Raw genomic sequence first — 20,885 nt, forward strand, 5'->3', positions numbered from 1 at the left:
TATGGCGTCCATCCCAGGAGCATTCAAGCCTGCTAAGAGGAGCGCAGGAGCGATAATCGGCATCTGGCTGCTTCGCCTGTTTCTGATCGCGCAGGCGGTCATCGTCCTGTACCCGTTGATCTGGAACGTGCTGGCCTCCCTCAAGACCAACCAAGAGGTGCTGGAAAGTCCATGGACGCTGCCGTCGTCGCTGCAATGGGGCAACTTTGTCGCCGCCTTCACCTCGGCTCGCATGGGCGATTATATGCTCAACTCCGTCTTGGTGGTCATCCTGTCCATGGCGATTCTATTGGTGGCAGCGGTTCCGACGGCTTATGTGCTTGGCCGCATGCGCTTCTTCGGCCGGGGTTTCCTGACGAATCTGTACATGGCGGGGCTATTCATCGGCGGGGTCTATATCGTCGTGCCGTTATTCATCATGATGAACGAGCTGGGCATGCTGGATAACCGGTTCTGGCTCAGCGCCGTCTATGCGGGAGGCATTCTGCCGTTCTCGGTGTATCTGCTGACCGGCTTCATGAAGGCGATTCCGCACGATTACGAAGAGGCGGCGATGATCGATGGCTGCGGCTACTTCGGCACGCTCTTCCGCATCATCATGCCGATGGCGCGTCCGGGCATCACGACCGTGATCATCTTCGCCTTCTTCGATTTCTGGAACGAATACGTGCTGGCTTCCACGCTGATCGCAAGCGATGCGAAGAAAACGATCCCGGTCGGACTTTCCAACTTGATGCAAATCCAGAAATTCGCGACGGACTGGGGCTCGTTGTTTGCCGGACTGGTCATCGTGCTCGTGCCGACCGTGTTCATCTACGTTCTCCTGCAGAAGCGGCTGACGCAAGGGATGATGATGGGCGGGGTCAAGGGGTGATAGGGAGGGGCGGCGCCCCCTCTTTTTGTTCCTCCTTAATCGCGAACCATACCGTCCACGCATCCTTCTCTACGATCGAACGCGAGCGGTAACAATCCGAATCATCGTCGAGGAAATGAAACGCAGCCGCTAAGGAGCACGCTCTTAGCGGTTCTTTTCGTTGCTTAGGAAATGATGCAAGTCAGGTTAAGGAAAAACGGGTGGTGAAGCCAGCCGTGGCTATAATTGATCGGCTTACGCACATGCATATGTCTTAGGACGAACTTTAAAACCTACTGAAGCTTTGTCCATCAGGACAAAAGCGTTCCCCGCTCGAGCCAACCCGCCGACCGCGAACAATGGTGGCTGCACGAAGAAGGGAGTCCAGAGGGCAAAGCCCTTTGGAGCCTCCTCGGCGGAGGAGGTGGGAGGAGGGAGCAACAAAAGTTGGTTCCAAAGGGCGCAGCCTTTCTTAACCTGGCATTGTGGCGGGGGGCTTGGGCGCGGGGAAATAGAAGATTTAAATGGGCGAAGCTCTTTTGTCATGGTCATGAAAGGACGGCTATCGATCGATAGCCGTCTATTTTATCGTCAAGCGAGATGGCAGTTGAATGTTGCGAACACATGTTCTATAATTGTGAGACTGCGTGGTTCGGGGATGAGATGCACACGGCCGCAGCGCGGGAAGAAAGGGATGCCAATCGACAAGACATGCGTTTATCGCTTTTATAATGCGACAAACTTCTGAAAAGGCAGCGCTTATAATAGATGCAGGTCTTATCGAAACAAAACTCCTGAGCGAATGAAGATCAAGGGGAGGAATGTGGAATGGACAAGCAGTTCATCACGAAGCTGCAATCGCTTGATCGCCAAGACAAAGGAAGGTCAAGCCTGCTGATGGAGGGCGTCAAGAGCACGCTCAAGCACAAGAAAGAAATGGGCCGAATAGGCAGGTATTTGCACAAGTTGAAGAAACCGGTCGTTCCTAAAGGATGGGACTGAAACTTGATCATCTGGAATTTCGTTTGCGCGCGATCAGCCATGTCACGATATAACCCATCATAACGGCCGGCAGCAGCACGGCGGTAACATATAGCGCATCCCATCTCAACGAGCGCCAACTAACGATCAGATTGAGCACGATGAACGCCAGGGTGGCTATAGCGAAAGTCATGCCTTTATGCATGTGAAGACCTCCTTCATCAACTTTCATTCGATAGAACTATTCGTGGTTTGCATACAGTCGCACAATATACGATGACGCGCGTATGGCCGGACGGGAGCGTCCGGCTTCTTGTCTGTCCGCGGGTTGTCCTACCAACCGAAGTCGGTCCGGCTAGAACGCGTTATATCCTTGCTGCAGTCGCTCGATGACGCGTTCCGCATGTTGATAATAGTTGAAATCGTGGTTGACCTGGTTATGCGTCATTCCGCTATGGAGCAAGCCCCACGCGCATTCCCGCAGCATATTCATATATTTCATATCTTGCAAGATCGCATACTGCTCCTCTTCATAATAACCGAAATACGCATGCAGCCATTGTTTTTCCTGTTCGGGGGTGAATCGATTCGTGAACGGGATGGAGGCCAAGTCGAAAAAGACGTCGCCTACCCCGCTTAGCTCCCAGTCGACGACGACCAGATCGGCGCCATCCAAAGTCCAGATCAGGTTGAATAAATAATAGTCATTGTGGCAAAAACGCTGACCATGCGTTTTGTCGAAACTGCGGCGGTATGCGATCTGTTCCATTTTCGTTAGGAGCGGACTTAAGCCATGCGGTCGTTTAACATGCAGTCGATCGGCCCCGCTGAGATAACGCTCGACCAGCTGATAAGGCGAACAGGGACGTGCCGATACGGCGGCGATATCGACGGACTGATGAATCTCCTTCAATCGGGTTACGATGCGCCGACTCCGCTCGTCATCCAGCAGATCGTCCCCGTTCGCCATTCTTCCTTCGATATACTCGAGCACCGCGAAGGTTTCGCCAGGATCCGCATACAGCACCGCCGGGCTATGAATCTCGCGGTGAAAGGCGCGGATCAGCTCGATTTCGGAACCTCGCGTTAACGCCAGATAATCGGCTTGCCGTCCGAAAACGCGCAATACGTACGCTTTGCCTTCGCAAGTCAACTTATAGGTTTCGTTGGAAAGTCCTCCGTTTAGCGGTTCGCAGCTTACATCCTTGTCGTGGAACAGCGGAATGCCGCGTATGACGGTCTCCATGTCCATATTTGTCGTCCCCTTTCGCGTTTCTTCTGCTATGGTAGAAGGGTACCATGATGATTCGCTTCGGAATGGACCGATCTTGCTATGTTGAAAGAGATGAAGGGGATGGACCATGAATAGGAAGCTGCAACTAACGATCGAGCGCGCGCTTGAATTTATCGAGACCAACCTTCCGAACAAAATCACCCTCGAACAATTGGCTCGGCACTCGCATCTGTCGAAATTCCATCTGCACCGCCTCCTCCGGCATGCGTTGGGAATGCCGGTCATGGACTATGTCCGCGCGCGGAAAATAACGGCTAGCTTGGAGACTCTCTTTAGCCAGCGATATACCGTCTTGGAAGTGGGCGTCATGTACGGGTTCGAGCATGAACAATCCTATATCCGGGCGTTCAAGAAGCAGCTCGGTCTGACGCCCGGCGAATTTGTGCGAAGACCGGTCGAGGTGCCGTTAACCGAGCGGTTCCGGCTCTCTTCCTTGTCGAGCGTGCAAGACGGAATCTTGTTTGAGCCGGTTACCCGATACAAGCACGAGATGCTGGTTGCCGGGAAGCGCTATCCGATCGATCTAGCGGTCAACCGGGAGCATTTCACGGCGAATCGGGCCGGAAGAGATTTTTACGAGAAGCACCGTCCGTGCATTCCGCACCGGCTCAAGGAGACGACCTATATTGGCCTAACCCGATATGCGTGGGAAGATGGGCGGTTCACGACCACTTACCTGCCGTCCGTGGAGGTGAGCTCGGTCAAGGGGCTGCCGCCCGGCTTCGAGCCGGATCTGATTCCGCGTCATAAATACCTCGTGTATACGTATATCGGCGGTTTTCATCCCAGGCATTTGACGATCAACCATTTGGAACACATTTGGACCCGTATCGAGAGCGGGAGAGGAAGCATCTATAAGCAGTCGGCGCCGTTCCACTTTGAAATCATCGAAGAAGAGATCGCGACGGAGGCGTACTGCGAAGTCGATATTTATATCCCCGTTGTTCCCACGCCGATCCATTAAGCTGCATTTGGCCGCGCTTTATGCCGGGATCGTCCAAGTAATGGCTGAATCGGCTAAATTCACGTCGGCGTCGCGCCTTCTATAATAGATTGTAAATCGGAAGAGGAGTCAAGCCATCAACCGTCAGCCGGCGAGCTGGCGGTTTTTCGATTGGCGAAAGCACGGACATCGGAGGGGTCGTCATGCAATTGGAAGCAGCGGGGAAGAAATCGAAATCGTACGTGTATCAAAAAATCATTCTCGTCTTTGTCGTGCTCTTGGTGCCGTTGATATCGATGAATATCGCGCTGAACTACAAAGGGATGTCCATGACGAAAGCCTCGATTCTCCAATCGTCGGAAGCGGGCGCTTCCTTCTACGCGAAGCAGCTCGATCGGGAATTAATTTTGATCCGGGGCTTGCAGCTGGAGCTGCTCGGGGACAAGAACCTGCAGAAGCTCGGTTTCCGCGGGCGCACGCTGGGCGACTACGAGACCGTCAGCCTGATCGATCAAGTGCGGGACCGATTAACGAGCTTCGTCGTCGCCAGCTCCTATATTGTGAACGCCGGGGTGTATGTCGAGGCGATCGGGAAGTCCATCTCGACCGTAGGCGGCGTGACGGCCGCGCCGAACGAAGAGGTGACGCTGTTCCAATCGTTGATCGGACATACGCCCAAGCCTTCGTTTTACCGCAGCGGTTCGCGCATGTTCCTGCTGGAGCAGAGCGGCGGCATCGGCTCCTACATCGAGCTTTCGCGTCCCAAATTGTTGGAGGCGCTTGCCGAGATCGCGAGCCTGTTTCCCCAATCGGAGGTGTCGCTCGGCAGTGAAGAACTAGGCACGCTGCTATCCACGTCCGAGGAGGCGGGATATTCGGTATCGTCGTTCTCCCGCGTTCGCCAGCTGGACGAGAGCGATGGTTATTATCTCATTCGCAACGAAATCAACTCGCTTCAACTATCGCTCCTTATGTACGCCAACCAAGACGAGATTACGCGCCCGCTTCGGCAGTTCAGCAGCTGGTTCTATGCCTTATTCGTGATGGCCGCGGCTGCGATGGGGTTATATGCGTTCTCGGTGCATCGGATGATCCATCGGCCGTTGAGCAAGTTGGTCAAGGCATTCCGGATGATCGAATCCGGCAGTCTCGGCATTCGAATCGCCTCGAAATCCAGAGACGAATTTCATTATGTATTTAACGGCTTCAACCGGATGGCCGACACGCTGCGCCAATCAATCGAAGAGAACTACGGGCAGCGAATGGCGCTGCAGCATGCGGAGCTCAAGCAGCTCCAATCCCAAATTAACCCGCACTTTCTCTACAACGGCTTCTTCAATATTTACATGATGAGCAAGGTGGGGGATGCCGAGGGGGCAGCCGAGTTGTCTCAGAAGCTGGGAAGCTATTACCAATACATAACGCGTAACGGCTCGGATGAAGTGCCGTTCGCCCAAGAGTACCGACACGCGCTCGATTATTGCGAGATTCAAGGGATACGCTTCTCGAACCGGATCTTCTGCGAATTCGAGCTTAGCCCGGATATTCCCCTCTCGATCGCCGTGCCGAGACTGATCGTTCAACCGGTCGTCGAGAACGCGTTCGAGCATGCTTTCGAGGATGGTACGGAGGATGGAGCGGTCTACATCGACGCGGATTACTGCCAAGGGCGGCTGCGCGTGACCGTCGAAGATAACGGCAAGCTGCTTACCGAGGAGGCCATGGAGTCGCTGCGTGCCAAGTTGGCGAACGATGCGGCGTGCCAAGAACAAACCGGATTAATGAACGTCAACAAGCGGCTTCGGCTCAAGTATGCACCGGGGAGCGGATTGTTCGTATCGCGAAGCGCGCATGGCGGACTACGGGTCGACCTGATTATGATCGTGAAGGAGGAGGAGGCATGACCATGTACCGGTTATTGATTGTCGACGATGAACCTGTCATCGTGAACGGGCTTGTCCACCTGTTCGAGGAGCATGCGGAGTTGGCGCTCGATGTACGCAAGGCGTATTCGTCGAAGGAAGCGGTAATTCTCGCGCAACGCATGAAGTTCGACATTCTGATTAGCGATATTCGGATGCCTCATAAGAACGGACTGCAGCTCGTGGAGGAGATTCGTTACTATTGGCCGCTGTGCCGGGTGATCTTCCTGACGGGATACAGCGAGTTCGACTACGTCCATGAAGCGCTGCGCAAGAACGCGGATAACTACATTCTGAAAACCGAGGGTATCGAGCCCATATTCGAAGCGGTCGCACAGGCCGTCCGCAAGCTGGACGAAGAGGACCGGCGGCGGGCGAGGGAAGAGATCGCGAATCTCCACTTCCGAATCGCCGAACCCGTCTTGAAGCGCGAATTGATCGGAAGCGTGCTAAGCGGCGGACAACTAGGCATGATGTTGCGGGATCGCAGATACGGCGAAATCGGGTTCGCTGTTGAAGCGGAGCGCCCCTTTGTCCTGCTTTTTGGCGTTTTTCGGCACATCGCAGGAGCGAAGACCGCGGCGCCCTTGTCGTCGGAGGAGACGCGTGCGGCCATGCATCGCGCCCTCGACTATTATTTGCCGCTTTCGTTTGCTAGAGAAGGGATGATGCTGGAAGACGATGCGCAAGTATGGCTGCTGCAGCCCGACGAAGCGCTGCGCGGCAGATTGGAGCAAGCCGATCGGGCAGAGAACGGAGAGCCGAGCGGAATTTTCGCTTATCTGAAAGGCATCGCCGAGTTCGTGCAGAACGATTGCGAACGTCATCATGGGGCGACCGTATCGTTCGGGTTGTTAGACAGCGTCAATGCGCGTGTTCAAGTCGAGGGCAAACCGTTCCAAATCTTGTTGAACCGCTTGCGCGCTCATGCGGCGGCCGGCAGACCGACGATCATCGTCGGCGGCGGGACATCGGCATCTGGCGACGCGGATCAAGATGGCGCATGCGAGGACAACCCGCAAGACATGCATTCCTTGATCGTCCAGCGCGTTCACGCTTATATCCGGGAACATCTGAACGGGGATACGTCGTTAACGGCCATCGCGGATCACGTTCACCTGAATCCTTCCTATCTCTCCCGCTATTACAAACAGACGACCGGCTGCAATTTGTTGGACCACATTCAGTCGAAGAAAGTGGAGGAAGCGAGCCGGTTACTGACCTTGACCAGTCTGAAAATGCAGGAGATCGCGCTGCGAACGGGGTTTGATTCGCCGTCGTATTTCACCACGTTCTTCAAGCGAAAGACGGGCATCTCCCCCCAAGAATACCGGAATCTCAAAGGCGTAAACAAAGTGAAAGAAAGGTAAAGAACTCAAAATAGCCGGTCAATTCCCCGCGAACCTATAATAAAACCGAAGACAGGCAGCACAATCGAAGGGGAGAGGATCTGCATGAAACGGATCGCGCCATGGAAAACGATGTTTGCGGCGGCGATGACGATATCGCTGCTCTCGGTTACCGCTTGCTCCAACTCGTCCGATACGCCGGCGAACTCGGCGCAAGCGGATACATCCGGCGAGGAAGGGCAAGAGACGACGACGCCCGAACCGCTGGGCAAATACGCGGACACCGTTACCGTCACGCAAGTCATCGGCTTTAATCCGCCGGAGGACCCGCGCATACCGAAAGGCATCACGCCGGAGCAGAACGCTTATTTGAAAGATCTGAAAGAGATGCTTAACATCGAAGTGAAGTACAAATGGACGGTTCCGGCCAGCCAATATGAGCAGAAGTTCTCGCTCGCCATGGCGTCGGCCGACTTGCCGGACATTCTGGAGCTCGATCAGAAAAACTTCGAGAAACTCAAAAAGCAAGGCATGCTCGCCGATCTGACGCAAGCGTATGAGGATTACGCATCTCCCGCGCTCAAGAAATACATGGAATCCGACGGCGGCTTCGCGATGAAGGCGTTCAGCGCGGACGGGAAACTGCTCGCCATACCGGGCTTCGAGGACCCGTTTCTCTCCGCGCAGCTGTTGTGGATTCGCAAGGATTGGCTCGACAAGCTGAAGCTCGGGCCGCCCGCCACGATGGATGAATTGGAGCAGGTCGCCTTGGCGTTCGTGCGGCAGGACCCGGACGGGAACGGGAAGGACGACACGTACGGGATCGCCGCCCAGAAGAGTCTGTTCTATTGGGGCTTCGATATGCGCGGATTGTTCAACGGATTCGGCGCGTATCCCTCCGTCGGCGACGGCCAGAGCGCATGGTTGAAGGATGCGGAGGGCCGATTGATCCCGGGTCTGATCCAGCCCGAGGTCAAGACGGCGCTGGGCAAGCTGCAATCCTGGTATAAGGACGGCATTCTGGATAAGGAATTCGCGCTCAAGGACGAGAACAAGTCGGTGGAAGATATTACGGCCGGGAAGGTGGGCATCTCCTACGGAGAGTGGTGGTATCCGAATTGGCCGCTTAATTTGAACGTGGACAAAGATCCGACAGCCGAATGGATGGCCGTGCAGATTCCCGGCTTGGACGGTTCTGGCCAATCGCTCGTGCCGAAGATGCGCAGCAACCGGCTCGTCGCGGTCAATCAGAAATTCAAGCATCCCGAAGCGGCGATCAAAATGATCAATTTCTACCTGGAGATGGGCAACAAGGCTTATATGGAGAAGAACAAGCCGGAGAACGGCTATGTCTACAACTGGTTCAATCCGCGGATCTATAATCCGGCCCAGATCGAGACTATCTATACGGAAGTGAACAAGGCGCTGGAGGCGAACCAGACGGAAATTACGCTGGACGACGAGAATTACAAGAATGTCGCGGACGTGTTCAAGGCGTCGAAAGACTATCTTGCCGGGGATACGACCCAAGCGAGCAAAGGCGTCAATTGGGGGCAATACTTCAGCCGGGCCGCCAAGGACGGCGGGTGGGGGCTGACCCGCCAGATCAAGGAGAGCGGCGCGTTCGTCCATAACGAGTTCTACGGCTTGCCGACCAAGACGCAGGTGGACAAAGGCGCGCAGCTGGACAAATTGATGTTGGAGAGTTTCACGAAGATCATCATGGGCGCCCCGCTGGACGAGTATGACCAATTCGTCGCCAGCTGGAAAGCGCTCGGCGGCGATCAAATTACGGAAGAGGTCAACGCCTGGTTGAGCGAGAAAGAAGGCTGAGGCGTGAAGACGTTCAGACGCGAATACCCGCTTCATCTCATGCTGCTGCCCGGCGTCGTCGTGACGCTGATTTACGCCTACGGGCCGATGGCCGGGCTTGTCATGGCTTTTCAGCAGTTCGAACCGTTGGCCGGCTTCTTCCGTTCGTCATTCATCGGCTTCGATAACTTCACGTATGTGTTCGCGCTGCCCGACTTCGAACGGGTCGTGTGGAACACGGTTATCATTTCGATTGCGAAAATGCTGCTCTTCCTGCTCGTGCCGCTCATTCTGGCGCTGCTGCTGAACGAGGTGACGAAGCGCTGGTTCTCCCGCCTGATCCAGTCCGCGATCTTCCTTCCGTTCTTCCTGTCGTGGACGGTGCTCGGCGGCGTCATTATCGAGCTGTTCTCGCTGAGCGGTCCCGTTAATGGATTGGCGGAAGCGATGGGATTGGATCCCGTCATGTTCATGCTCGACAATTCGTGGTTTCGTGGCATCATCATCGGCACCGACGTCTGGAAAGGCATGGGCTATAACATGATCGTCATGCTGGCCGCTATAACCGGCATCAACGCCACGCTGTACGAGGCTGCGCAGGTGGACGGCGCTAGCAGGTGGAAACAGATGCTGCACATTACGCTTCCGGGCATGGCGCCGATCGTCATTCTGCTGGGCGTGCTTAGTCTCGGCGGCATCTTGAGCGCGGGATTCGAGCAGATCCTCATTCTGTACAATCCAACGGTGTACGAAGGCGGGGATGTGATCGATACCTTCGTGTACCGCCTAGGGATGTTCAGTCAGCAATACGGTCCCGCCGCGGCGGTTGGCTTGTTCAAGTCGGTGATCTCGGTCGCGCTCGTGGCCGGTACCTATTACGCGGCTTACAAGTATAACGGCTATCGAATATTCTAAGCAGGAGGTGACGACATGCATAACCCGACCCTAAGCCGAAGGCTGTTCGTCATCGGCAATACGCTGCTGCTTACCCTGGTGACGCTGCTTGGCATCATCCCGTTCGTTCACCTGCTGTCGGTATCGCTCAGCTCCAACACGGCGGCCATGGCCGGCGAAGTCAAGTTGTGGCCCGTCGGCTTCAATCTCGACGCGTACCGGTATCTCGGCGAGAAGGCGGAGTTCTTCCGGTCGCTGTGGATGTCCGTGGAACGAGTGGTATTGGGAACCGTCATTAATTTGTTCCTCGTGTTCATTACGGCGTATCCGTTATCGAAGCCGGGCAGCCAGTTCCGCAGCCGCACCGCGTACGTCTGGTTCTTCGCGATTACGATGTTTTTCGGCGGGGGCTTGATTCCGACCTACATGGTGGTGAAGATGACGGGGGTGATCGACTCCGTCTGGGCGCTCATCCTGCCCGGCGCGCTCAACGTATGGAACATGATTCTGATGCTCAACTTCTTCCGCTCGATTCCGCGAGAGTTGGATGAAGCGGCGACCATCGACGGCGCGGGCCATTGGACCATTTTGTGGCGCGTGTATTTGCCGGTGTCGCTGCCGTCGATCGCGACGGTGGGACTGTTCACGATCGTCGGTCATTGGAATAGCTGGTTCGACGGGATTTTGTATTTGAACTCGCCGGATAAATACCCGCTTCAGACGTATCTATCCACGCTCATCATGTCGATCAATTCGCAGATGACGTCGCTCTCCATCGAACAGCTGGAAGCGATGGAGAACTTGAGCGAGAAGACGCTCCGCACCGCTCAAATCTTCATGGGCGCGCTGCCGATCATGCTCGTCTATCCGTTCCTGCAGAAGTATTTCGTCAAAGGGATGACCGTCGGCAGCGTGAAGGAATAGGAATCGGTCGGAAAGGGAGAAGAGAAGTCATGAGCAAAGTTAAAGTTGCCCTGATCGGCGCTGGATTGCGAGGCGTCAATTATTTGAACTATGCCCTCGAGCATCCGCATGAGCTCCAAGTGGTTGCGGTAGCGGAGCCGGTTCGGGAGAGAAGGGAACGCTTCCAGGCCATGCACGGGCTGCCGGACGAGAGCTGCTTCGAGCATGGGGACGATTTCTTCGCCGCGCCGAAAATAGCCGATGCGGTGCTGATCTGTACGCAGGACCAGCAGCATTACGAACCGACGATGATGGCGCTGCGGGCCGGCTATCACGTCCTGCTGGAGAAGCCGATGTCGCCGGACCCGGAGGAATGCATACGCATGGGGGAGATGGCGGCCGAGGCTGGCGTTACGTTCTCGATTTGCCACGTCCTGCGGTACTCGCCGTTCTTCGCCACGCTGAAGCAGCTGCTGGAGGATGGGGAGATCGGCCGACTCATGACGATCACGCATAACGAGAACGTCGGATACTGGCATCAAGCGCACAGCTTCGTGCGCGGCAATTGGCGACGGAAAGAAGATGCGAGTCCCATGATTCTGGCGAAGAGCTGCCACGACCTAGACATTCTGCTCTGGCTGGCCGGTTCGGACTGCATCCGCGTGTCTTCGTTCGGATCGCTCGCCCATTTTACCGCCTCGCAAGCGCCTGAGGGCGCGCCGCTGCGCTGCTTGGACGGATGTCCGGTCTCGGATACTTGCCTCTATTACGCGCCCAATATATATTTGTCAGCTGATACCGATTGGCCGACATCGGCGATCAGCGACGACCCGAGCTACGAGGCGAGGTACCAAGCTTTGCAGCACGGGCCATACGGACGCTGCGTCTACCGCTGCGATAATGACGTCGTGGATCATCAAGTCGTCAACTTGGAGTTCGCGAACGCCGTCACTGTAGCCTTTACCATGAGCGCGTTCACCCAGGATATCAGCCGGACGATCAAATTGATGGGGACGCGCGGGGAAATCCGGGGCGCGATGGAGAAGAACGAGATCGAAGTCATTCCGTTCGGAGGCGGCCCCGTGAAGCGCATTAACTTCGGAGATGCCGGCGGCCATGTCGGTCACGGCGGCGGCGACAACCGGCTGATCGCGGACTTCGTGCAGCTGGTAAGGGAAGGCGGACGCCGCGAAGGACTTACCTCGGCAAGCGGTTCCGTGCAAAGCCATCTGATGGCATTCGCGGCGGAAGAGTCCCGGGTGACGGGGCAAGTGATCGAGATGGGGGCTTATGCGGCGAGGTTTGGGGCTAAGGTTTGAAGGGATGGTTAAGGAGCTGGCAGGAGTCTGGTGAAATGGCGTTAGAGGTGTAAGCGCGGAAGGAAGGCCGACTTCGGAGGAATCTGGAGTCGGCTTGTTTATTATTTTGGCGATGCCGGGGAAGTGAGTTCCATTAGTGCCCAGTCAAGTGGTAGCATGATATACTCATACAAACTGGTTTCTCCACTTTAACTTGATGAATTATATCAATAGCTGGAAGGTACTGAAGCGCCCGTAAAGTATGGTATCATTCACCCAATATCTACTGGGAGATAAAGACAAAATAGAAATTGATAGACTTATCATGGTATAACATTCGTCGGTAGGCTTAAATTTCTGGAGGAGTTGGATTGGGATTGAATCAAAATGAAATTATATTCAAAATGGTGTTGCCACATGAAAGTTTTACGGAAGAGAACATATTCCAGCGCTTGCAGTCCTTGTTGTGGTTCGAGCCCACTGAGGTATTAATGATGAGTCGAGGAGTAACCGTTCCTTATCGAACGGAAAGTATTCATCACGTGCTGCGTAACGAAATGAAAAATAGTAGATTTACTTTCAGAATAGCTGATTCTGATGAACATAAAAATTATGTGTCATTCACTAAATTACGTTATCATTCCCATATTAGCCTTTTATTCGATGGTGAACATGTTGAAGTGTCAGATATTATCGAGAGGTTGGATAAACTCGTAGTTAATCTAGACGCTATAACAGCTTTTGGGATGAGCCGAGATGATTTTTTCTGGCAAAATAATCAAGATCCAAAATACTATAAAAAACACAATAAGCCGTTATCTGACGTAAAAATTATTCCTGATCCCATATTAACAAACCGGCAAAGGGTTGATCTTAGAAGTTTGCCTGGCAGTGTTGGTTATTTTCAAGAGATCCCTTTTACTTCATCTTGGACCATGTGGTTCGGGCCATCCTTTTTCAACTACGTCTCATTTGAGATGTTGATGGCTTATGAGGGATTTTGGCAAAAGGAAATACTGGACCGTACTTGTGTTCGTGTAAGCCTGTATGAGCACCCATGGGAATATGAATTACCCGAGAACAGAGAATTACAGTGGAGATTTAAGCGATATATGAATTGGGATAAAATTGTGGAGGGACTCAAAACTTCAGGGGAAGCATCTACCGCTTCAGACCCGGCAATAGAGTTTCTTACAACTCAGTTAGCGTACGGCGGGGATATTAGGGTCAATTACTATTACAATGACGATCGTCAATTAGTCCCTCGTTCACAAGCCACGATGGTTGAAGCGTACGAGCTCCAGAAGAATGGCGTGGTTGTATGGAGTAATATTACTAAGCTTTAGAGCACACACATTGTCACAGTCACGTCAAAATATGCAGAAGCTAGTTTATTAAGATGAAGGAATAAGTTGAAAGCGTCTCTGTTCAAATAGAAGGGGTTGACTGGGAATTATTGAATTATATGAGAACCTACCGTTACCACTATATTTAGCTCTATCGATCGGTTTAGGCTCATTATTAATAGCCTATTTTATCTACAGATGTTCCAACTACCCGATTCTCTTCGTGGTTGGTATGATTTTAATTAGCTTGACTTCTATCCTATCGGGGATAGTGAGATTATGCATCGAATACGCTTTATTTAATCGACATTTGGAGTGGATTGATAAGTTGCCCTTCATTGGATTAATGGGTATTCCATTAGTCGGTATCGGAGCTTATCAACAATCGCGCCACGATGCGGAAAAAAGAAAATTTATTATAAGGTTAGGTGCTTTGTTTCTTTTTGTAATCTTATTTTTGGGGATTATTATTTTAATTTCACTTATGAAACGGAAGTGAAAAAAATTCTACTTTTATGCCAAGTGTGCAGAAAGGTTACATTGTTATGGGTAGAAACATAGAGAAATCATTAATTCCAATGATAAACGTAATGCTTGCACTTATTCTCGGAAGTCTGGTAACGAATGTGAGTTGGGCATTTACAATGCAATTCATGACAGCATTTTTTTTGTTTGCGCTAATGATTAATATAGTATCATGTGTTTATTTATTGGAGACCAGTGCATGGAGTAACTATTTTATATGTATTGGCATTTTCCTCGTTATGGTTGTGATCTACGCTGCTATTAATATTACTATAAGCAAACCCGGTCCAGATGAAGGGAATATTGCGGATGGATTAATCATGATCGTTACGTTTTTTCTCTCGTTTTTTGCATTAACCGTTGGCAGCTTTATCGGTCTTCTCATAAGAAAGCATTTGAAGAAATCATAAATGGATTTACCGTTAGCCACAAGTTGTTTGTGGCTCTTTTTGCTTATACGTTCGTTTCAAATATATGGAAATGAAACGAGAGACTAGGCCATTGTACTCGAATACATCACAAACAAGTCAGTTTACTGCGTAAACTTACTCATCCCAAATTCGTCCCATATTTAACCGGTAGGAATGAGGAGGGGGGAGATAGATTGAAATCCAAATTAACCGCGGCGCTCATGGTCGCGACGTTCGTTTTGCTCGCATCTTCATTGGTCTACTTATACAGCGAACAGCAAAAAGTCGAACATGGCATGAAAATGAAAGTAGAGGGGTTAGTGGGGACGTCGTTATTTCGCATATGGAGCGGGTATGATTCCATGCTCGATCAGGACAGCGCCGAATTGGAAATTGAACAGGTGAACGACATGGTTGTCAAGCTGGCCGTGGTGGAGGCTTATTCCGAAATCGTCGATCGTGCGGTAAACACGCTGTTATTAATCCCTATAAGCATTGACATGAAAGCCATGATAGGAAGTATGCAGGACAGCTATGAAGCGAACGGCGGATTTACGGAACAGGATCGGTCCAAATTCGAAACGTTACAGAAAGCGATTACCGAACTCATACCGTTGATCCATCAGGTTTATTATGTTCCCGAATCGGTCGAAGGCGCGGAAGTCACCTTGCAAGTGAACAACACAGAAGAATTACGCGCGTTTATGAATAAGTTGAACGCTATCGTGGCTGGCAACCATTAATTGACCTTTAAGCGGTGCCTCGCTGGTGGGGAACGAACGTGGTAGCCATGCGAACAAACCGACGCGGACTTCTAAATCTATCGAAAATGTTTATTTCTATCGCCACATGAAGATTAGTGCGTGTTTTATTGCTATCATTCTCGATGGATATGAAATGGAAGCGAGCATGACGCGCCTATATAATGAAATCGAATGGATCAGGAGCGCAATCCTGGTCCATTATTTTTTGAATGCATAGCGGGAGGATCGAGATGAGATTATTCGTGCGGGTATGCAACGAAAAGGGCGAAACCTTATCCTGTAAGATTCAGCTGCGAGCCATATTGGATGCGGGCGAGACTTTCGCGGCAGGCGAGAAGACGACCGTCTATTGTAACGGGGAAGCCGAATTTGAACTGGCGGCCGGCGAGTACGGGGTCGAAGCGTACAAGGGGAAGTTATACATGCCCGGGACGGCACGGGTAACGATGGTTAGCGAAGCGATTGAGCTAGAGGTTGTGTTGAAAGCGATTGTCGATGCCCAAAATCTCGGGCTGTACGCCTTCGACGCCCATTCGCACGTGTCCAGAAGTTTAACGTCGCCTACCGGCAATCTGACCTACGCCTCCACCGTGATGAAAGGCGAAGATTACCATATTTTCTTTGCGGGTTCGCCCTATGATCCACAATCCCATCGAGAAGATATCGAGCAATGCTTCGATGAAGAGGCATCCTACCGGGAACGGTACTCGGAGACGATCTCGGCTGTTAATGACGACAATTTCATATTGGACATCGGAAACGAGATTGTAAAATGCCGTTATGGGCATATGTTCATGATGAACTATGAGCAGAAGCCCCTATTCAGCCGTTATTACGACCGGGCTTGGGACCCGTGGCTGTTCACCAAAATCGGCGATGAGCCTAATTATGCGATCGCCTACCCTTATGAAGCGCTCAGGAAGGAGAGGGGATCGAACTCCGTGGCGGTGGCCGCTCATCCGACGAGCTGGTGGTGGCATAAAGATCAATTCATCACGAATATCGCGGCAACCTTGGGCTTCGAAATTTTGGCGGGGTCGATCGACGCCATGGTCATCATGGGCTACGACCGCGATCATCGCCATTACCAAGCGCTCTGGTACGAGGCGTTGAACAACGGCTATTTCATGCCGGGCGTGGCCGAGACGGATCACACGTTCGACGCGAACCAGACGAAGCATCTGGCGTTCAAAACGTACGCGCACGCGGACGAGTTCACGATCGATGCGTTGTGCACGGCTGTCAAAGCAGGGCGGAATATCGTGTCCTCCGGCCCTATCGTTCTTCTGAGCGTGAACGACGAGCTATCGGGAGCGGTGCTGAATTATGCGGCGGGAGAGGAATTCCGCGTACGGATCGAAGCGTTCCGATGCTATGAGGCGCCATTGCAGCGCGTGCAGCTCATCGTCAATGGCGAGACGTGGAAGGAATACGGACTGAACGCCGACCATATTGTGCTGCATGACAAGTTGACCATCAGCCAGGATAGCTATGTGATTGCGAAATGCTATGATGCGGCGGGCAATGTCGCGATCGCGAATCCGGTGTACATCCGTAACCAACCGTTTGCGAATCAAGGCTTCAAATCCGATTTGACCGTTCGCGTCTTCAAGGACGGTCAACCGGCGGACGGATCGTTCTGGATCGGCACCGGCACCGACAAGACAACATTTTCCAAGAAGATCCATTGTCGCATCAGCCCTGCAGTCGAAGTGAATATCGAGGTGGACGGGATGGTCAAACAAGCGAAGCTGTTCGAGCTGACCGAATTGCAGGCAATATTCCGCAACTTGTATTTTGGCCATTTCAATCGCGACCGCCGTTATGAGGCAGGCGAAGTGCCGGCCGAATATTTCGAGTTGGCTCGCATTCGCGCGCTATTAAGCAAGGTCGAGCTGCAGGTTTGCTTCTAGCACGGCCGTTAGACTCATTCCAGATCTTTACCGCTCGTATAAAATGGCTTTATATCTAGTTAATCTTCCTCCGTTATAGTGATGCGAGACCTTGGCTTCGCGAGGGTAATCCACCAATCCAACCAAGAAAAGGTATGTTAACCATGGCGAAATTATTGATTGTGGAAGATAACGATTTCGAGCGCAATGCGATGCAGCATTATATCGACTGGGACATCCTGGGCATCCGGGAGGTCGAGACGGCGTTCAACGGGCTGGACGGATTGGAGAAGGCGAGCGCGTTCATGCCCGATATCGTCATTAGCGACGTGATGATGCCGGGCATGAATGGCATCGAGATGGCCAAGAACATCATGCGGATGTCCCCGCAAACGAAATTCGTGTTCTCCAGCGGACACGAGGACGTGCGTCTATTGCAGGAAGCGATGGAAGTCCGAGCGTATCACTACTTGATCAAGCCGCTCAAGCAAGAAGAATTAATCCGCGTCATCAAGAAGACGACCTCGATCCTCGTCGACGAGAAGTTGTCGAGCATCGCGCATGACAAAGTCGTCGAGCAATTTCGCGCGAATTTGCGTTACCTGCAATCCCGGTTTCTGGAGGACGTCCTCGTCTCGGGCAGAACGGCCGACGATACGAAGTCGCTGCTGGTACAGGCTCGCGATCTGCAGCTGAACATGATCGGCATGTATAAGCTGGTCTTGGCGGAGCTCGAATTCGGCGATGACGCGGATGTATTCCGCTGCTCCGACGCCCTCCAACTTGTGCTCCACCAACTTGAGAGCGTCTGCAATCCGAAGCACGCGATCGTGGCGAAGAGCTCCGGCAACGCCATCATCGTCCTGCTTCATTCCTTGGTTAGCGGAGAGCAGGAAGAGACCCGGATTATCGACGCCGTCGATCGCGAGATCCGGACGTTATCCGAGCACGGCGGCTTTAAGTTCATGATCGGCGTCAGCGGCCGGTTCGCGAACATGGAAGAACTTCCGGTCGCCTACCGGCAATCGCGCGCGGCCGCCGGCCGCAAAATCAATCTCGGGTACGGTCAGCTTGTCTATTATTCGGAAGAAGCGGAGTCGCGCGAGGGGTGGTATGAATTGCAGCCGCAAGATTCGAAGTCCGTCATCGCCCGGATCATCGACGCGGCGATGGAGGGCGAATATGCCGAGGAGGAACTTGACCGGCTGGTCGCGTGCGCGCGCACGGACAGCAGTCCAAGCATGGCGCGGCTTCAAAGCTCGTTCATTCTGCTGTTCTCCGGTCTGAACATGCAGCTGGCGGGCGCTGGCGAGAGCTTGGACAAGATGGCGGAAGAAGAGCAGTCGATATACGAGCATCTTCTCCAGGCCAAGACCATCCCGGATATGAAGCAATATACGAACAAAATCTTCGCGTCGATCTCTTCGTACATGGAACGCAAGAAACGCAATAAAGACGATTACATCATTAATGAAATCCTCACCATTCTCAATCAGGAATATCGGCATCCGATTACGCTTGCTTCTCTCTCGGATCGCGTGTATTTGAGCCCCAATTACCTCCGGATTCTATTCAAGGACAAGATGAAGATCAGCATCCAGGAATATTTGACGAACTTGCGGCTGAGCAAGGCGAAGGAGCTGTTGAAGCAGACCCGCCACAAAATTCACGAGATCGGCGAGATGGTCGGCTACGAGAACAGCACGTACTTCAACATCGTGTTCAAAAATTATATGAAGATGACGCCCGGCGAATATCGGAACAAATTCAAATGAACGAGACTAGGCGAATGCCGACGGAGCGTGCACGGTCATGAGCGGACAACCTATGCGTTCGACAAGCAACGGCTACAAATTTTTTCATCTCATGCTGGCCATCACCATCTTCATGGTGCTTATCTGCTCCGCGACGATCAGCTCGATCTTGTACACCAGATGGAACCAGACGCTGAACAAGCAGAACGAGGAATTCATGCGCTACGCCGCGTCCCAAGCGCTCAACGGCATCGAGAATATGATGCGAAACTGCGAATCGACCGCCCGCAATATCTACTCCGACAGCACGGTAGCCAGTCTGTTCCTCGGCGCCGACGCCGGCAATGTCAATTACACGCTGTTCCATCAGTTCATGCTCGTGAACAACAGCTTCGAGAACTACGTCGCGACGAACAGCGATATTAAGAGCATCGTCATCTACAAGTTGGATCCGGCGCTGATCACGGACGGCAAAAACATCCGCGATATCGAGAGCTTCGAACGACAGGATCTCATGCGGCAGGCGATCGACGCACGCGGCAAAGAGGTATGGGTCACCTTCGAGGAGGAGGGCGAGGGGACCAAAATCCTCTTGCTCAAATACATCAATATTAACCGGCCCGGCGGCGTATTGGCGATCGAGATGAACCAGGCGCGGCTGAGCAGCTTGTACAAAGGGGACGATAACGCCAAATACCTGCTGTACTTATTGAGCGACGGCCGGATTATGTTTCGCTCTAATCCGGACGTACGCATCGGGCGGGAAACGTTGAACGACGTGGAACGGAGCGTCCGCAAGGATCAGGTCTTCGCGAAATTCGGGCAAGGGCGCGCCGCCTATTATTCGTATTCCGTCAACGTTAACGAGGCGTTATCGTTCGTCATTCTCTACGACGCCTACGAGCTCGGCAAAGAAAAACGGTCGATCGCGAAGTATGTCTGGCTCTGCACGGGCTTCTTCGTCCTGATCGGGGTGGCGCTCGCGATCTGGTTCTCCACGCGCTTCGCGCATATCATCGAGCGGCTGGCGAACAAGATGAAAGCCATCGAGCAGGGGAAACACCGCTTGACGCCGGATGCGACCCGCATTCGCGAAATCGCGGCGCTGGACCGCACCTTATGCCGCATGGCGCAGACGATCGATGGCCTGACGGAAGACGTCGCGAGGACGGAGCGGCAGAAGGTAGAGAGCGAGATCAAATATTTGCAGATGCAGATGAATCCGCATTTTCTCTATAATCTGCTGTCCGCCGTTAGATGGATGGCCTTTCGCGGCAGCGAGACGAAGATCGTGCAAATCATCGACCTGCTGAGCGATTTCTACAAAATCGCGCTGAGCAAGGGAAAGGATGTCATTGCGCTCAAATCCGAGATCGAGCTCATCGAGCATTACGTCGCGCTGCACAATTGCTGTCTTCACGATCAGATCGAGCTGACGGTTCGCGTGGATCCGGCCTGCGAGCAGGTGCCGATTAGCAAAATGACGCTGCAGCCGTTCGTCGAGAACAGCATCATTCATGGCCGAGTCCACGGCAGGATGCTGCATATCGAGGTGGATATTCGCAAGCAGCGAGATCGCTTCGAGATGACGATTCGGGATGACGGCATGGGCGTCAAGGACGAATTCATCGCTTATATAGACAGCTTGAACAAGGGGGAGACGTCCGCCTACCGGGTAGGGTATGGCGTTACGAATACGTTCGCCCGCCTCAAGCTGTTCGATCGCCATGCCGAGATCCGGGTGCGCCGGGGCGACCCGGGCACGATCGTCGAGCTGTCGTTCTCCGTCGAACGACAACAGGTACCGGAAGCGATGCCGCGTTACGATCACGATCTCTCGGGTTGACCTCACGGCATGAACATGGCCGCCTTTAGCAGGACTTTTTCTCGGCGAATGCGCTTGCCGGGCGAGGTCCTGCTTTTTTGCGGCCCGCGTAGGCCAGGC

Annotated in this window: 16 protein-coding genes; 14 read left to right on the forward strand and 2 right to left on the reverse strand. The window is 53.1% G+C overall.

The annotated features are described in order from the left end of the window. The first annotated feature begins 1 nt into the window (after window position 1). Both BCM02_RS00325 and BCM02_RS35085 read left to right on the forward strand, forming a co-directional pair. Window positions 2-874: a carbohydrate ABC transporter permease gene (locus BCM02_RS00325; protein WP_148927070.1), complete on the forward strand. Its 873-nt coding sequence runs from the start codon at window positions 2-4 to the stop codon at window positions 872-874. An 807-nt stretch (window positions 875-1,681) separates the two neighbouring features. Further along, window positions 1,682-1,855 carry a hypothetical protein gene (locus BCM02_RS35085; protein WP_187433928.1) on the forward strand — a complete coding sequence of 58 codons (174 nt, stop codon included), beginning with the start codon at window positions 1,682-1,684 and terminating at the stop codon, window positions 1,853-1,855. Between the two features lie 7 nt (window positions 1,856-1,862). Here BCM02_RS35085 and BCM02_RS35090 read toward each other — a convergent pair whose 3' ends face one another. Both BCM02_RS35090 and BCM02_RS00330 read right to left on the reverse strand, forming a co-directional pair. Further along, window positions 1,863-2,039: a hypothetical protein gene (locus BCM02_RS35090; RefSeq protein WP_187433929.1), complete on the reverse strand. Its 177-nt coding sequence runs from the start codon at window positions 2,037-2,039 to the stop codon at window positions 1,863-1,865. Window positions 2,040-2,189: 150 nt separating this feature from the next. Next, window positions 2,190-3,086, reverse strand: coding sequence for a phosphotransferase (locus BCM02_RS00330; protein WP_148927071.1), 897 nt, complete (start codon window positions 3,084-3,086; stop codon window positions 2,190-2,192). Window positions 3,087-3,195: 109 nt separating this feature from the next. Here BCM02_RS00330 and BCM02_RS00335 point away from each other — a divergent pair, with 109 nt between their 5' ends. The 12 genes from BCM02_RS00335 (at window position 3,196) to BCM02_RS00390 (ending at window position 20,786) form a co-directional block, all read left to right on the forward strand. After that, on the forward strand, window positions 3,196-4,092 hold the full coding sequence (locus tag BCM02_RS00335; protein ID WP_148927072.1) for an AraC family transcriptional regulator: 897 nt from the start codon (window positions 3,196-3,198) through the stop codon (window positions 4,090-4,092). A 182-nt stretch (window positions 4,093-4,274) separates the two neighbouring features. Next, window positions 4,275-5,975, forward strand: a complete 1,701-nt coding sequence (locus BCM02_RS00340) for a sensor histidine kinase (protein ID WP_148927073.1) — start codon at window positions 4,275-4,277, stop codon at window positions 5,973-5,975. Window positions 5,976-5,977: 2 nt separating this feature from the next. Next, a complete protein-coding gene (locus BCM02_RS00345; RefSeq protein ID WP_148927074.1) occupies window positions 5,978-7,363 on the forward strand; it encodes a response regulator in 1,386 nt (461 codons plus the stop codon). Between the two features lie 84 nt (window positions 7,364-7,447). After that, window positions 7,448-9,175: an extracellular solute-binding protein gene (locus BCM02_RS00350; RefSeq protein WP_148927075.1), complete on the forward strand. Its 1,728-nt coding sequence runs from the start codon at window positions 7,448-7,450 to the stop codon at window positions 9,173-9,175. 39 nt (window positions 9,176-9,214) lie between these two features. Further along, window positions 9,215-10,069: an ABC transporter permease gene (locus BCM02_RS00355; protein WP_425466143.1), complete on the forward strand. Its 855-nt coding sequence runs from the start codon at window positions 9,215-9,217 to the stop codon at window positions 10,067-10,069. Window positions 10,070-10,084: 15 nt separating this feature from the next. After that, on the forward strand, window positions 10,085-10,972 hold the full coding sequence (locus BCM02_RS00360; protein WP_148927077.1) for a carbohydrate ABC transporter permease: 888 nt from the start codon (window positions 10,085-10,087) through the stop codon (window positions 10,970-10,972). Window positions 10,973-11,001: 29 nt separating this feature from the next. Beyond that, window positions 11,002-12,270: a Gfo/Idh/MocA family protein gene (locus BCM02_RS00365; protein ID WP_148927078.1), complete on the forward strand. Its 1,269-nt coding sequence runs from the start codon at window positions 11,002-11,004 to the stop codon at window positions 12,268-12,270. 350 nt (window positions 12,271-12,620) lie between these two features. Continuing rightward, window positions 12,621-13,595, forward strand: a complete 975-nt coding sequence (locus BCM02_RS00370) for a hypothetical protein (protein WP_148927079.1) — start codon at window positions 12,621-12,623, stop codon at window positions 13,593-13,595. Between the two features lie 1,129 nt (window positions 13,596-14,724). Beyond that, complete coding sequence (locus BCM02_RS00375) at window positions 14,725-15,273, forward strand: hypothetical protein (protein WP_148927080.1); 549 nt, start codon at window positions 14,725-14,727, stop codon at window positions 15,271-15,273. A gap of 251 nt (window positions 15,274-15,524) precedes the next feature. After that, complete coding sequence (locus BCM02_RS00380) at window positions 15,525-17,207, forward strand: CehA/McbA family metallohydrolase (protein WP_148927081.1); 1,683 nt, start codon at window positions 15,525-15,527, stop codon at window positions 17,205-17,207. 143 nt (window positions 17,208-17,350) lie between these two features. Further along, complete coding sequence (locus BCM02_RS00385; RefSeq protein ID WP_187433930.1) at window positions 17,351-18,961, forward strand: response regulator; 1,611 nt, start codon at window positions 17,351-17,353, stop codon at window positions 18,959-18,961. 37 nt (window positions 18,962-18,998) lie between these two features. Next, on the forward strand, window positions 18,999-20,786 hold the full coding sequence (locus BCM02_RS00390) for a sensor histidine kinase (RefSeq protein WP_148927083.1): 1,788 nt from the start codon (window positions 18,999-19,001) through the stop codon (window positions 20,784-20,786). Window positions 20,787-20,885 lie beyond the last annotated feature (99 nt).

Origin of the sequence: Paenibacillus methanolicus, from assembly GCF_008124765.1 — a bacterium.
Lineage (GTDB): Bacteria > Bacillota > Bacilli > Paenibacillales > Paenibacillaceae > Paenibacillus_Z > Paenibacillus_Z methanolicus.